We start from the raw sequence: 12,596 nt of genomic DNA on the forward strand, positions 1-12,596 counted from the left end.
CTCAAGTATTGCCTAGCCGGCATGCCCCTCGTTTTCTGCTTCTTCCAGGGCTGCCTTCAACAACTGAAGCGCAAATTCCTTTGCGGCCTTTTCGTCGTCGGCACACAGCTTCAGTGGAATACATCTCTCTTTCAGATTGCGGATAAGCCTTCGGCGAAGTCTGGAGACCACATGCGAATCCGTTTCTGCCAGTAGCTCTTGCAAGCAGGTGACCGCAACCACTTCGAACATTAGAAGCTTGCCCTCGACTTCACCTTGCGAGGGAATAGGAAAGCGCTCACCGCCTCGTTTGAAGTCTCTTTCCGTCGACAGCATCTACGGCCTCCCATTTCCATTCTGATCAGTGTCGAGGTCCAACGCACGTTGAAGTCTGCGGAGGATCACGTCACGGCTTTTGCGATCGGCCTTAGCCTTCAACCGTTCGCTCAGGCTGAGGACAAAATTCTGATAGTCATTATGCCAGTCCTGACGCCCGATTTCTTCCGGTGGGAGACGCGCGGGGACCGACCTGGATAGAAGTCGCGCAGATGTGCCGTTGAGCTCGTAGGCATCGTCGAGGCGGGGGGACAATATTTCGACGTGCTGCGTTTTGGAAAGCCTGTTCGCCATCGCGTCTCTGGCGCTGTCTTCACCGTGAACGAGAAAAATGCCCTTGCGGATGGGGCCACGCTCGCTCACCCAAGCATCGAGTTCACTCGCATCGGCATGACCGCTATAAGCGTCGAGGGTCGCGATCTTCGCGCTGACCCGTATTTCCTCTCCCTGAATGCGCACGGTTGGCGCGCCGTCCTGCAAGATCCTGCCGAGCGTTCCGGCGGCTTGGAAGCCGACGAAGAGAACGGTGCACTCTTCGCGCCAGAGCCAGTTCTTCAGGCGATGCCGGATCCGGCCTGCCTCGCACATGCCGCTGGCAGCGATGATAATATGGAACCCCTTTACGAGGTCGAGGGCCTTGGACTGTTCGGCGGTCTCAGTAAACCGCACATTCGGAGCATTGAGCGCTCGGATGAAGGCGGCACCGTTCTCCATGCTTCCAGCATGTTTCTTGAAGGCTTCGGTCGCCCTGGAGGCGAGCGGCGAATCGATAATCACCGGGCTTCGTGGCAGCGTTCCGGCATCCATGAGCGCGACAAGGTCCGTCAGCACTTCCTGAGTGCGCTCTACCGCGAAGGATGGAACGAGCAGTACGCCGCTCGAGTGGTTTGCCTGAGCAACCAGCTTTTGCAAATGGATACGCCTTTCTCTCAGCGCATACTCCTCGCGTTCGCGGTCGCCGTAGGTGGTTTCACAGATGAGATAGTCGATTCCGCCCGGTGCTTGCGGACGGTTCTCCAACAGTTTGTGCCCTGGCCCCACGTCGCCGGAAAACAGCAGACGCATTGGCCCATCCGCGCCGCTTGCCTCGAGTTCGATGGAAGCCGATCCGAGAAGGTGCCCCGCGTCCCAGAAACGAAACTTTACTCCGCCTGTTGTCTCGCGCCACTCGCCGTATCGCACTGCGATAAACTGCGGCATGATGCTGCGCGCCTCGTCTGCTGTGTAGATTGGCTCCACAGTTTCCCGGGAACGTCGTCGATTCCTGCGATTGAGATGACGAACTTCCGATTCCTGAATATGCCCGGAATCCTGCAGCATGATGGCGCAAAGATCGGCCGACGCAGGCGTCGTGTAGATCGGACCGTTGAACCCGCCTTTGGCAAGCTTTGGCAGCAGGCCGGAGTGATCGATGTGAGCATGGGTGAGAAGCACCGTATCGATGGTCGACGGCTCGAATGGAAACGGCCTGTAGTTGAGTTCCTTCTCCGTCTTGGAGCCTTGGAACATTCCACAGTCGATCAGGATATGCGCCCCGCCGACCTTGAGAAGAAAGCAGGATCCGGTGACAGAACCTGAAGCTCCGTGAAATTCCAGAATTGGGATGTCCATAGCTGCTCCTCTCAATCAAGAAGCAGCCTACAGGCTAGAAATCAGTAGTGCTTTGACAAAGGTCAAGGAACCCGCTGCCATGGCGGCTATCCTCCACCATATCCAACCAGAGAGGTATATCGAGATGGCCATCAGGACAATACTTAGCATCCTCAGCGTCAGTCAGTTCGAGGAAGATCTCAAAACCGCAATCGACTTTTGCGGAGCGCAAGGCGCGCATTTGAGTGCATTGGTGATCTCACTCGGAGCGGCTCCGGTCATCGGGGAGTATAATGTCATCTCGCCCGTCTGGCTCGAGGAGCGTCAGCGGGAAATCGATGTGCTTTCCCAGCGGACCGAGGAGATCAAGACCATCCTCGGCCGAAGCGATATCTCCTATGAGGTCCAGGACGTCTACACGGAATTCGCATGGGCTGACGAAGATATCGCCGAAAGGGCTCTCTATGCCGACGTCGTCCTGGTCGGGCGGCAGGCTGCCCGAGACGAGCAACTGCGCAAGCGCATCCTTGATGGCGCGCTCTTCCGAACGCCGACCCCGATCCTCATCAATCGTGGAACGCGGGCGATGAATCCATCATCGAGATCAGTTCTTCTGGCATGGGATTCGAGTGATGAAGCTTCACGCGCCGCGCGTCAATCGCTTGATTTGCTCAAACAGGCCGACACCGTTTATGTGACGATGGTGGATCCGGTCGCAAGCCCCGGCGCAAATGGCGAAGAACCGGGAGCCGACATCGCCGCCTATCTCGCCCGTCATGGCGTCAAGGTCCAGGTGGATCGCATAGCCAGCGGCGGACAGCCAGCTGATGCGGTTCTGCGGCAGCATGCCGTCGATGTCGCCGCCGATCTAATCGTTATGGGCGCCTACAACCATCCGCGCTGGCAGCAAACGATCTTCGGCGGGGTGACGCGAAGCATGATCGAAGAAACCAAGATGCCGATATTCATGGCTCATTGACAAAGCCGACCTCAGGCGCGGTCCAAGCGGTATTTTGGCCAGGTCGCCAAATGACTGCTCGATTCGGCCGACAGGCATCAGCCGTCGGCCCTTTCCTTATGGGGCCGATGATCATCTATGAGGGCTCGCGCCGCAACCGCTTCGGTGACATCCTGAACGTGATGCAACAGAAAAACGAGTTTACTTTTGTCATCGAAGATCGGTCGATTTATCGGCCTCCAGAACTTCGTGACGAAAACACCTTGACGATTACGAGGTCATAGCGCTGTATCGCCATCGCATCTGCGGCACCTGTTTCGCCCACTCGCTTTAGCGAAGCAAAAAGTTTACTGACGCCGTCGGCGTTCAGGTCTTCCGGATTGTCGGGAAAAGCTTCGAACAGAGGAGTAGCCGCAATGCTTCCAGGCGATGTCATGGTCGCGTCGGCATAGGCTGCATTGAGCTCGACAATATGAACAGCCTTACGTGGGTCTAGCAACAGATAGGGGTTCGGGCGATGTGCGGAAGTCATTGCCGCAAAATCCTCCTTGCCGCCAAGACGTTCTAGTCAATTCTAAAGGCAGCGCGGCCCGACAACGTGCGAACAAAAATTCCGAAGAATATGTGTGGCGACTCGGCGAGAACCGGAAGCTCTTTCGGCTTCAGCGAACCGACTTCCCACCAATCCGAGTGCTTCTGCAACACCTCCCATGCATGTAGGCGTTCGTTCCGCCAGAGATCGGTATCGGAAAACTCCTCGAACTTTCCTTCGCCGATGACGCTTGTCCAGCCGGAGCCCAGCCGCTGATCCACCTGAAGGCAAACCTTGTCGTTTTGCCGCATCCACTCCAGCTTGCGGCCAGGCATCGTAAAACAATAGGCCACAGCTTTTTCATAAGAGAAATAGATCGGCACTACATATGGCTGGCCGTCTCTGCAGCAGGCCAAGTGTCCAAACCGCGCCTCTTCCAAAGCCGCATAGCATTCGGCCAGTGTGAGTTCTCGTAATCCTAGTGACATCGAGCGCTCCTTTCAGGTGATCGCACAACGATTATAGGCCGACGCGGGTTTCGCGCATTGACCAATCGCAATGCCGTAATCGACTGGACGAAATTGAACGCCGGCGTTGCCACAAGGGTCATTGAGGAGAAGACATCAACGGAAAAAGGGAGGGCGCGCGTCCCTCCCCTTCTCCGCCGCACCTTTTACGTGTCACCATCCGCGCGGCGGAAACGCAACCGGTCAGGCGGTCTTGATGGTGATCTTGCGATCCTTCTCCTGAGACTCTGCAGTCTTCGGCAGAACGATCTTCAGAACTCCGTTTAAGAAATTCGCTTCGATCTTTTCGCTGTCGATGCCGCGCGGAAGTTCAAGGCTGCGCCGGAAGGAGCCGTAACGGCGTTCGGATAGGTAGTAGTTCTTTTCCTTTTCTTCCTTTGTCTCGGTCTTTTCCCCCTTGATCGTGAGGATGCCATCGGCCAACGTCACGTCGACGTTCGTGGCGTCGACGCCCGGCAGTTCGGCGGAGACCTCGAAGCTCTTCTCGGATTCGACCACATCGAGCGCAGGAAGCTCGCGCGAAAACGCCGCTGGCATCCTACCGAACGTCGTTGGACCAAACTCGTGGAAGGCACGATCGATTTCTGCGCGAAGGTTCTCAAACGGCCTCCACCGCTCGAATGGAGCAACAGATTTTTCTTCTGTCTTCGCCAGTGGCTTTGTTCTTGTATCTGCCATTGCGTTTCTCCTTGAGTTATTGCCGCCGATCTCGGCAGCTGCACTTCATTGAACAATGTAACGGCCGAATGGTCTTTGACCGGTATCAATCAGCTTTCGAACGTCAGTTGGAAAGCAGCCGATTAAGTGAATTATCTTCAAGAAGGGATCTCGTGACGCCACCGAACATCCATTCCCTGAGACGGTTGTGACTATAGGCGCCCGCCACGATAAGATCGGCTTCGAGACCGCGCGCGACCGAGGTGATTGCAGCTGCGACGCTCAGCGAAGGACGATCCTCGTACAGGCTTCGTGCCGCAACCCCATGCCGAGTGAGGTTCTGCACCACGTCGCCTACGCTCCAGTCACGATCGGATCCCTGCTCCCGCACCGAGAGAACGACGACATCCTCGGCCTTCGCAAGCGCTGGAAGGGCATCCGATACGGCCCGACGCGCCTCCCTGCAGTTTTTCCAGGCAACAACCACGCGCGTTCCTTTGAAAGGCTCCATTGAGTGAGCGGCAAGGAGAACAGGTCTCCCGGAGCACACGAGCAAACGGCCGATATCGATCGTCCGACGGAAATCAGCGCGCTGCCCGAAATCCGAGGCGAAGACGACGGCGAGGTCGCTCCCACAAAGATGATCGAGTAGAAACGACGTCGGATCGAGCATCGATGTCGACCATTCGACGTGCAGTCCCTCGGCCGCTTTTGATCTCAGCTGGTCGTAGATCGCCCGCTGCTTTGCTTCGATGGCGGCGACCTCGGTATGCATGATTTGCGCCGCAGTCTCGATGGCCAGCCCGGATTCCAATATCTGAGCTGGTTCGGCTGCCGATACGAGAGAGGTCGCCGCGCCAAAGTTGGATGCGAAGTCGATTGCAAACTCCAAACGGGGATCAGGCGCGCTATCGACGTCGAGATGTGCGGTAATCGTTTTCCAGTTCATCGCCTGCCCCCAAGTTGATGTCTTGGAGCTTAGTTGTGGATCCCGTCGCAGGCTTTGATCCTCATCAATGGAGAATTTCGGAATTGGCGCCACGGGAGCCGAACCGCAGCGCGCACTGGTCATCGAGCCGGTTGCAAAGATCCAGGTGATTTCGCTGACAGACGATAAGCTTATCGACGACACCAGCCGCGCGCATCTTGTAGAGACGCATGGGAAACGCCGGCGGTGGCCATTCAGTCCGCGGCTATATCACCCAATGCCGATATTTTGATTGTCGGCGCTTTCGGACATTCAGAGTTCCGCGAGTTCATCCCGGGCGGAGTGAAAAGGGAGATGCTGGCAGACTGCGAGAGCCGGGCATTCAGGGCCGCTCTGGACGACAGCGGCATGGCCGGCAGCCGTCGAGGGGCGCTTCAGTCGAAGCACCCATCGATCGCCGCGGCCGAAATCGAGACAAGTTCCTGATACTCCAATTCTAACCCGACGTACGAGCACAGCTTACGCAATAAGGCGTGTAAGGAATAGCATCCAGCCGAGCGGGCTCGATCGGCGCGAGACATTTGACGCAGCGACCGAAGGTTCCACGTTTCAGGCGCTCGAGGGCTGCATCGATCGATACGATTTGCTCGCCCGCCTCTCTTCGCATTTCCGCCAGCACCTGATCATTTTCGACCTGAGTGATGCGATCCTCGCTATCCGGATCCAAGGCGGCGGAAAGATCGGCGTCAATCGCCGATAGCCGACGCTGCAGGTCCGTCTTCATAGTTTTCAAGTATTTTTCCGTGTCGTTCATGACGAACTCCTTCAGCTATACGACTTGTCGATAGTGTCATATTGCGGCCATTCATCGTTGATCTCGGTCAAGAGAACCCGAGATGTGCCTGGATCCATCACTGGGTCTGTGTATCCAGAGCCATGAAGAATTGATGATTTGATCGGCGGATCGTAACGAGGGAGCGGAGTTCCTCCTGAGCCAGCAGACTGACGACCCCCTCGATGTCTGAAACCGGCTTGCGGTCGAGCGCAATGATCATGTCGTCGGGCTGGAGTCCTGCCCGGGCAGCCGTCGTATCATCAGTGACCACCACGACCCTCACGCCGTGTCGGTCGGGATTGTCTTCGATCTCGACACCTGCAAAAGGCCCCCGCTCGATACGGACGGTCTGCGGTGCGGTCTGCTCGTCCGGGGATGCTGCTGCAATCAGGATCGAAATGTCTTTGCCTCGCTCGCCTGCCCGATCGATCTAAACGAGCGCCCTCGAGCCACGTACCGACCACTTTATGAAGGTCTGACGCGCTCCGCACGATCGTTCCGTTTAAAGATCGGATCGTATCGTCCGGGCGAATGCCGGCGGCCTCGGCGGGAGAACCTGGCCTGACTTCGTTCACCAACGCTCCCGGCCCTGCGTCGACGTTGAACGCTATCGCTAGGCTCCGCGTGAGGTCCTGCGCTGTCACACCCAGTTCCCCCTGATGATCTTCCCATGCAGTATGAGCTGCCGCATGACGGCCTCGACGGTTTCGGCAGGCTCGGCGAAGCCAATGCCGACGCTGCCACCCGCCGGCCCGATGATTGCACTATTGATGCCGACAACCAGGCCATCCTCATTCACAAGGGCACCGCCGGAATTGCCTGGATTGATCGAAGCATCCGTCTGAATAAAGTTCTCGTAGCCTTGCGTTCCCAGGCCTTCTCGAGCCGAGCGCGCTGACGATGCCCATCGTCGCTGTCTGCGCGAGCCCGAAGGGATTGCCGATCGCCACCACAACGTCTCCCACCTCCAGTGAGGACGCAGTTCCGAATTTTGCCTGGATCAGAGTGGTCGGAGGAATCTGCAGGACGGCGACATCGGTTTCCACGTCCGTCCCAACGAGCTCAGCTTCATAATGCGGTCCATCGGCGAGGGCGACCTCGATCTTGTTTGCGTCCTGATCAGCCTCCTCATCTACGTCGTAGCGGCAGCCCTGCTTCCGGCGAGGGCGGAGGCGTCAGGTCTGTCTGTTTAGTCCCGGCATTTGATGGTGCAATATTTTCCTTGGCATGGAGGGACGCACTATGGGCCAGGTTCTACACGGGAGCGCCACGACGACAGAGGCAATCCGTCGAGCAATACAAAATAGTGAAGAGAGCCTGAGAACGCTTTCGAAGCGATACGGGATCAACCAGAAAACCGTAGCAAAATGGAAGAAGCGGACATCGTTGGTCGACCTTCCTACAGGCCCGAAGGACCCACACTCGACGACCCTTTCCCTCGAAGAAGAGGCCGTTATCGTCGCCTTCCGCCGGCATACACTGCTGCCGCTCGATGATTGCCTCTACGCTCTTCAGCCGACCATCTCACATCTGACGCGTTCGTCGTTGCACAGGTGTTTGCAGCGCCACGGCATTTCACGTCTGCCGGAGGTCGGAGGCGACAAGGAACCGAAGAAGAAGTTCAAAAGTTATCCGATCGGCTATTTCCACATCGATATTGCCGAGGTGCAGACGGCCGAGGGCAAGCTCTATCTCTTTGTCGCAATTGACCGAACATCCAAGTTCGCGTTCGCAGAACTCTACACCAAAGCCGGCAAGATGAATGCCGCCCAGTTCTTACGCAATCTGATCGTGGCAGTGCCCTACACCATTCACACCGTTTTGACCGACAATGGCATTCAGTTCACCAACCGAGCTTGTGATCGAAATGCCATTCAGCACATCTTTGACTGGGTCTGCGACGATCACAGCATCGAGCATCGCCTGACCAAGGTGAAGCATCCCTGGACCAACGGACAGGTCGAACGGATGAACCGAACGATCAAGGAGGCGACCGTCAAGCGCTTCCACTACGACGATCATGCGCAGTTGAAAAAACATCTGGCCGACTTTATCGACGCCTACAATTTCGGGCGCCGGCTCAAGACGCTAAAGGGCCTCACGCCTTACGAGTTCATCTGCAAACGATGGACTTTGGAGCCAGATCGATTCATCATCGATCCCATCCATCAAATGCCGGGACTAAACACCTAACCCTTGGATTGAGGATAGTATTCAGATTTTGGACCGCTCGGCCTAGGATCATTCGGTTCTAGGGCTGCTTCCGGTGACGCCGCCCCTCATCGCCCGCCGCTGCCGGCCGGCAGCGTTCCTTGCGTGGGAGAAGCGAGCGCGGCTCAAACCTTTCTTATCAGGTGGCGAGGGGTCTTGAGGCTATCTCAAGAGCATGTACGAGCGCCCATGTCCTCGACGGTCTCATCGGCCAATTCGCGCACGACCTTTGCCGATGCCGAGACCATTCTCGACGCCATTCCCGCCAATCGCGCAGACTCTTGCGGCGCCTCGGCCAAGGCGTTCTGTGTAAAATCGGCCACCACCTCGAACGTATCGTTCAAGTCAAAGCTCTCGACAAGGTCGTCCAGGAAAGTTTGGTAGCGTTGAAGCTGATGACTACAGAACCTCAGGAGTTCGATTTGGTAACGCAGCACCGTCTTGGACGCCTCGACGTTCAGGCGGCACTGCGTGAGGAAAAGGCTTCTTGCGGTCGCGGGCATTGCCTGATTGGGCATCAAAAGCGTGTTGTTGAACATGGCAGACTCCTCTCGTCTTGCTCAAGGCTATCGTCGCACGGCAGGGATATCTTTGATCTGCATCAAGAAGGTTCCGGCAAAACAGAGCCGGATGGCTGCCAAAATGCGGCCCGGTGGGTCCCGCACCAATGCGACCAGTTGCGTCCCATGAGCCTAGTGATTGAGTGCAATGCGCGGGAGGCCATATTCGCGCGAAGATGACTTCACTAAACGGGCGGAAGGGGCTCGCCGTACGCAGAGGATCAACTGTCGCCGAATAGGCATGCCGAGATCTAATCTCGGCAATATGTCTGCATGCATTTATCCGAATTGTCGGCAGCCCGTCCTCAACCGGATAACGACCACTCACGCGTCCATCTTCAGATCGACGCATTGAATGCATCCTCGGCAGCCGGATAGAGAACTTCGTGCGCGAGAGCCTCGGGCTGCTTGCTGGCGTCGAGCACCTTCCAGTTCATCTCACCCATGTCATGCGCAAGCTGCTCCTCAAGCACATCAACGGTCGCATCCGAAACGCCGTGTGGCCGGCTAAAAACTCGCTTCCGCAGGACCGCCGGATCGGCTTCAAGCCAAATGCCCTGGAAGCGATCGCTTCCAATGTCAGCCGCTTCCTCGATCATCTGACGGTTGCGCGGCTTGTCGAAGACTGCATCCACGACCACGCAACCGCCACCGTTCAGAATGAAGCGGGCGCGCCAGGCTAGCTGACGATAAACCTTCGCGGAGATTTCCGGCCTGTAGGCTGCCGGCGGCAATTTGGTTTCAGGCGGAACGGCATGCATGGCCTTTCGCACTCTATCGCTTTCAATTATCCGCGCGCCGGGGCCGGCGCCCATCAGCGGAGCCAGGGCTTCGGCAAGCGTCGTTTTGCCCGATCCGCTGAGACCGCCGATGGCCACGAGCCGAGGCGCTACAGGCTGCAACAGCGCACGCGCGAGTTCGAAATAGGATTGCGCCTCCTCGATGAGCGAAAGCTTTCGATCTCCGCTGAGGTTTTCAGCCTGCGTAGCGGTTACGTGAGCCCTGACCGCCGCTCGGAGCGCCAAGAAAAACGGCAGCGCCCGGAAGCCCTCCTCGTCGTCGGTCTCGTCGAGATACCGGTTCATCAACCGGTTCGCGAGTGCCTTCTCCCGCCGATGCCAGAGGTCCATCACCAGAAACGCAAGATCGTAGAGCACATCGATCGTGGCGATCTCGTCATTGAATTCGATGCAATCGAACAGGCAAGGGTCGCCTCGGAACAGGAATATGTTGCGAAGATGAAGATCGCCGTGGCATCTGCGGACCTTGCCCTCACGCTCGCGCTCATCCAGCAGCTCGGCCAGCCCCGACAGACGTTCGTAAAAGATCGCAGTAAGCTGTCGCACTTGCTCCGGCGGAAAGATCTTGCTTGTCGCAAAACCCGCGTCGTTGATCGTCAAAACAGCCGCCACGTTGGACCGTCCGGAGAGCGCGTGAGACACTGGTGCTTGGCGATGGAACCCCACGACCGTTTTTGCCATGGCATCGACGATCGAAGATGTCAGCGCTCCTGACACGGTGACCCGATCAAGCAGCGCCGATTGATCGAAGCGTCGCATTTCGACCAGGGCCTCGCACACTTCGCCGATCCCATCGATGGCGTAATCACCGGACGGCTCGCGCGTTATCAGTCTGACTGCGAGATATATTTCTGGTGCGGTAACGCCGTTCAATTCGAGCTCTTTGCGGCATGCCGCCACCCTGGCCTCGGTTGAGGCGAAGTCGACATATGGCAATTTCACGGCCCGCTTCATCTTGTAGGCACGGTCGCCGGAGAGGAAAATGGTGGAGATATGCGTATCGATCACTTCGACCGGATGTTCATCTCGGCGCAAGACCTTCTCAAGATAGGTGCGCACCTGGGACTGATCCTGCGCAAGCATGACGATCTCCTCAATTGATCCTAGGATGTTCACCTATCGTCGATCCGGTGCATTGATGGAGACCAACGCGGGTGGACGCGCATCAGCGTCCATTTGGCTAAACTTAGTCGACGTCTAACGAATTTCTCGTCCGCTCATCGCGCCATGAAGACCGGGAGGTTGCAGTCTTCAAGGACGGAGGCCGTCACGCCGCCGAATATCCGCTCGCGGAGCCGGGAATGGCCGTAGGCTCCCATGACGATCATATCGCAGCCGAGCTCGCGGGCGTGACGCAAAAGAACGTCCTCGGTCGTGCGACCGCTGCTCGCCAGCTGCTTTACGACGACCTTGACACCATGACGCGCCAGAAAGGCCGCAATGTCTGCACCCGGCTCACCGCCGTTCTTGAAGTAGGAAATGTCGGGATCGACAAGCACAAGCTGTACGGCATCCGCTTTCATCAGCACTTCCAATGCTGCCTTGACGGCATGGGTGGCTTCCGGGCGCGAATTCCAGGCAACCAGCACGCTCTTCGGCTTCAGGCTTGCGCTACCGCTATTGGGAACAAGGAGAAGCGGCGTTCCAGAATCGAATGCCGTTGCCGCCACCACGGCTCGCCGCAGTCCGGTGTCGCCTCGCAAGCCCTGGCCAACCACGACGATATCCGCATACATGGCCCGCATGCCGATGTTTTTCTGCAGGATGAAGAGGTCTTCGTAGAGGCAGTCGACATCGAAGGAAATGTCGCTCAATTGACATAGATCTTCCGCCTGTCGCCCGATCAGCTGCAAGACATTCATCTCCTCCTCCATCTGTTCGATCCAAGCGGAAGCGATGGGATAATCTGCGCTTATCGGCTGCAAAGATGCGCCGACGACCAGAATGGACAGGTGGGCCTCTTGCTCGGTCGCAAGTTCGATCGCGCTTCTGATATCCGAGCCGGAGTCTGAGGCCCCGACAATTGCGAGAAGAGTTTTCAAAGTCATGGCGAACCCCTTGGTTTGGCTTGTTGCTCCAGTGACCGAGGCTACGGCGCTGGCCGGATGCCGCAATGATCTGTGTCAACTGAAGGCAATTTCGTGCCGAAAGATCCATGGAGCCGTTCAAGATTGATCGCGGTCAAGGTGGAGCCGTCGAAACGGATGAAGAAGGTTTTTCCCGGCTTCGGCAGCAGGAGTGCCCGTTGAACGGCTATTGGAAAGTTGACCTTTCGGCTTGCTCGTCGGCGAGATCGCTATACGGAGGAGGAATTGGGGCATCGCTTATGCCTGAACGACGTCATGGGATGCTTACCCGAACATCTTCTGCATTCGTCATTCGGCAGCGGTTGTCGCTGGCGATCGCCTTGATCCGTGGGCCGGAGTTGCTCATCCTCGACGAACCGACATCTGGGGTAGACCCGATCGCCCGCGATGCGCTTGGGAAGCCGTGATCGAGCTGTCTCGCAAGGAGAGAGCCACAATCTTTATGTCCACGCACTTCATGGACGACGCGGTACGCTGGGACCAAATATTGCTGATGCGTGCCAGCCGCGTTCTGGTAACCGATACGCCCGATGCGTAGCGCGTCTGCCGCAGCGGAGCCCCACTCGATACGCCTTCATCAGCCATCTCCAAGACGT

Annotated in this window: 16 protein-coding genes and 1 pseudogene; 3 read left to right on the forward strand and 14 right to left on the reverse strand. The window is 57.4% G+C overall.

What is annotated here, in order from left to right:
- Nucleotides 1-12: 12 nt before the first annotated feature.
- On the reverse strand, nucleotides 13-315 hold the full coding sequence (locus ACS4RS_RS29200) for a hypothetical protein (protein WP_439012466.1): 303 nt from the start codon (nucleotides 313-315) through the stop codon (nucleotides 13-15).
- Nucleotides 316-1,926: an MBL fold metallo-hydrolase RNA specificity domain-containing protein gene (locus tag ACS4RS_RS29205; RefSeq protein ID WP_439012467.1), complete on the reverse strand. Its 1,611-nt coding sequence runs from the start codon at nucleotides 1,924-1,926 to the stop codon at nucleotides 316-318.
- A gap of 124 nt (nucleotides 1,927-2,050) precedes the next feature.
- On the opposite strand from ACS4RS_RS29205, the gene ACS4RS_RS29210 reads away from it, so the two are divergent.
- Entirely contained in the window at nucleotides 2,051-2,884 is an 834-nt protein-coding gene (locus ACS4RS_RS29210; protein ID WP_439012608.1) for a universal stress protein, read from the forward strand.
- 208 nt (nucleotides 2,885-3,092) lie between these two features.
- Here ACS4RS_RS29210 and ACS4RS_RS29215 read toward each other — a convergent pair whose 3' ends face one another.
- From ACS4RS_RS29215 to ACS4RS_RS29255, 9 genes are all read right to left on the reverse strand, one after another.
- Nucleotides 3,093-3,395 (reverse strand): hypothetical protein, encoded by a 303-nt coding sequence (locus ACS4RS_RS29215; protein WP_439012468.1) that lies wholly within the window; start codon nucleotides 3,393-3,395, stop codon nucleotides 3,093-3,095.
- A gap of 32 nt (nucleotides 3,396-3,427) precedes the next feature.
- Nucleotides 3,428-3,883 (reverse strand): pyridoxamine 5'-phosphate oxidase family protein, encoded by a 456-nt coding sequence (locus ACS4RS_RS29220; protein WP_439012469.1) that lies wholly within the window; start codon nucleotides 3,881-3,883, stop codon nucleotides 3,428-3,430.
- A gap of 222 nt (nucleotides 3,884-4,105) precedes the next feature.
- Nucleotides 4,106-4,600: an Hsp20 family protein gene (locus ACS4RS_RS29225; RefSeq protein ID WP_439012470.1), complete on the reverse strand. Its 495-nt coding sequence runs from the start codon at nucleotides 4,598-4,600 to the stop codon at nucleotides 4,106-4,108.
- A gap of 103 nt (nucleotides 4,601-4,703) precedes the next feature.
- On the reverse strand, nucleotides 4,704-5,651 hold the full coding sequence (locus ACS4RS_RS29230; protein WP_439012471.1) for a universal stress protein: 948 nt from the start codon (nucleotides 5,649-5,651) through the stop codon (nucleotides 4,704-4,706).
- Between the two features lie 352 nt (nucleotides 5,652-6,003).
- Entirely contained in the window at nucleotides 6,004-6,321 is a 318-nt protein-coding gene (locus ACS4RS_RS29235; RefSeq protein WP_439012472.1) for a TraR/DksA C4-type zinc finger protein, read from the reverse strand.
- 97 nt (nucleotides 6,322-6,418) lie between these two features.
- On the reverse strand, nucleotides 6,419-6,616 hold the full coding sequence (locus tag ACS4RS_RS29240; protein WP_439012473.1) for a PDZ domain-containing protein: 198 nt from the start codon (nucleotides 6,614-6,616) through the stop codon (nucleotides 6,419-6,421).
- Nucleotides 6,603-6,986, reverse strand: a complete 384-nt coding sequence (locus tag ACS4RS_RS29245; protein ID WP_439012474.1) for a PDZ domain-containing protein — start codon at nucleotides 6,984-6,986, stop codon at nucleotides 6,603-6,605. The genes ACS4RS_RS29240 and ACS4RS_RS29245 overlap by 14 nt, the downstream gene beginning before the upstream one ends.
- Nucleotides 6,983-7,216, reverse strand: coding sequence for a trypsin-like serine protease (locus ACS4RS_RS29250; RefSeq protein WP_439012609.1), 234 nt, complete (start codon nucleotides 7,214-7,216; stop codon nucleotides 6,983-6,985). Before ACS4RS_RS29250 ends, ACS4RS_RS29245 begins: the two co-directional genes overlap by 4 nt.
- Entirely contained in the window at nucleotides 7,134-7,445 is a 312-nt protein-coding gene (locus tag ACS4RS_RS29255; protein ID WP_439012610.1) for a trypsin-like peptidase domain-containing protein, read from the reverse strand. The genes ACS4RS_RS29250 and ACS4RS_RS29255 overlap by 83 nt, the downstream gene beginning before the upstream one ends.
- Nucleotides 7,446-7,584: 139 nt before the next feature.
- Between ACS4RS_RS29255 and ACS4RS_RS29260 the strand changes: the two genes are divergently transcribed.
- Entirely contained in the window at nucleotides 7,585-8,535 is a 951-nt protein-coding gene (locus ACS4RS_RS29260) for an IS481 family transposase (protein ID WP_439012475.1), read from the forward strand.
- A gap of 185 nt (nucleotides 8,536-8,720) precedes the next feature.
- Here the strand turns inward: ACS4RS_RS29260 and ACS4RS_RS29265 are convergent, their stop codons facing one another.
- From ACS4RS_RS29265 to ACS4RS_RS29275, 3 genes are all read right to left on the reverse strand, one after another.
- On the reverse strand, nucleotides 8,721-9,092 hold the full coding sequence (locus tag ACS4RS_RS29265) for a hypothetical protein (RefSeq protein WP_439012476.1): 372 nt from the start codon (nucleotides 9,090-9,092) through the stop codon (nucleotides 8,721-8,723).
- Nucleotides 9,093-9,451: 359 nt separating this feature from the next.
- Nucleotides 9,452-10,996, reverse strand: a complete 1,545-nt coding sequence (locus ACS4RS_RS29270; protein WP_439012477.1) for an AAA family ATPase — start codon at nucleotides 10,994-10,996, stop codon at nucleotides 9,452-9,454.
- A gap of 134 nt (nucleotides 10,997-11,130) precedes the next feature.
- Nucleotides 11,131-11,961: a universal stress protein gene (locus ACS4RS_RS29275; RefSeq protein WP_439012478.1), complete on the reverse strand. Its 831-nt coding sequence runs from the start codon at nucleotides 11,959-11,961 to the stop codon at nucleotides 11,131-11,133.
- 329 nt (nucleotides 11,962-12,290) lie between these two features.
- On the opposite strand from ACS4RS_RS29275, the pseudogene ACS4RS_RS29280 reads away from it, so the two are divergent.
- Nucleotides 12,291-12,535, forward strand: a pseudogene (locus ACS4RS_RS29280) (hypothetical protein); the annotation flags it as partial.
- Between the last annotated feature and the right edge of the window lie 61 nt (nucleotides 12,536-12,596).

Source organism: Rhizobium sp. F40D2, assembly GCF_051810745.2.
GTDB lineage: Bacteria > Pseudomonadota > Alphaproteobacteria > Rhizobiales > Rhizobiaceae > Rhizobium.

Bases quoted from the DNA above. Each gene is read 5' to 3' on its own strand.
- ACS4RS_RS29200 (WP_439012466.1), bottom strand. From the start codon at position 315: ATGCTGTCGACGGAAAGAGACTTCAAACGAGGCGGTGAGCGCTTTCCT.
- ACS4RS_RS29205 (WP_439012467.1), bottom strand. From the start codon at position 1,926: ATGGACATCCCAATTCTGGAATTTCACGGAGCTTCAGGTTCTGTCACC.
- ACS4RS_RS29210 (WP_439012608.1), top strand. From the start codon at position 2,051: ATGGCCATCAGGACAATACTTAGCATCCTCAGCGTCAGTCAGTTCGAG.
- ACS4RS_RS29215 (WP_439012468.1), bottom strand. From the start codon at position 3,395: ATGACTTCCGCACATCGCCCGAACCCCTATCTGTTGCTAGACCCACGT.
- ACS4RS_RS29220 (WP_439012469.1), bottom strand. From the start codon at position 3,883: ATGTCACTAGGATTACGAGAACTCACACTGGCCGAATGCTATGCGGCT.
- ACS4RS_RS29225 (WP_439012470.1), bottom strand. From the start codon at position 4,600: ATGGCAGATACAAGAACAAAGCCACTGGCGAAGACAGAAGAAAAATCT.
- ACS4RS_RS29230 (WP_439012471.1), bottom strand. From the start codon at position 5,651: ATGACCAGTGCGCGCTGCGGTTCGGCTCCCGTGGCGCCAATTCCGAAA.
- ACS4RS_RS29235 (WP_439012472.1), bottom strand. From the start codon at position 6,321: ATGAACGACACGGAAAAATACTTGAAAACTATGAAGACGGACCTGCAG.
- ACS4RS_RS29260 (WP_439012475.1), top strand. From the start codon at position 7,585: ATGGGCCAGGTTCTACACGGGAGCGCCACGACGACAGAGGCAATCCGT.
- ACS4RS_RS29265 (WP_439012476.1), bottom strand. From the start codon at position 9,092: ATGTTCAACAACACGCTTTTGATGCCCAATCAGGCAATGCCCGCGACC.
- ACS4RS_RS29270 (WP_439012477.1), bottom strand. From the start codon at position 10,996: ATGCTTGCGCAGGATCAGTCCCAGGTGCGCACCTATCTTGAGAAGGTC.
- ACS4RS_RS29275 (WP_439012478.1), bottom strand. From the start codon at position 11,961: ATGACTTTGAAAACTCTTCTCGCAATTGTCGGGGCCTCAGACTCCGGC.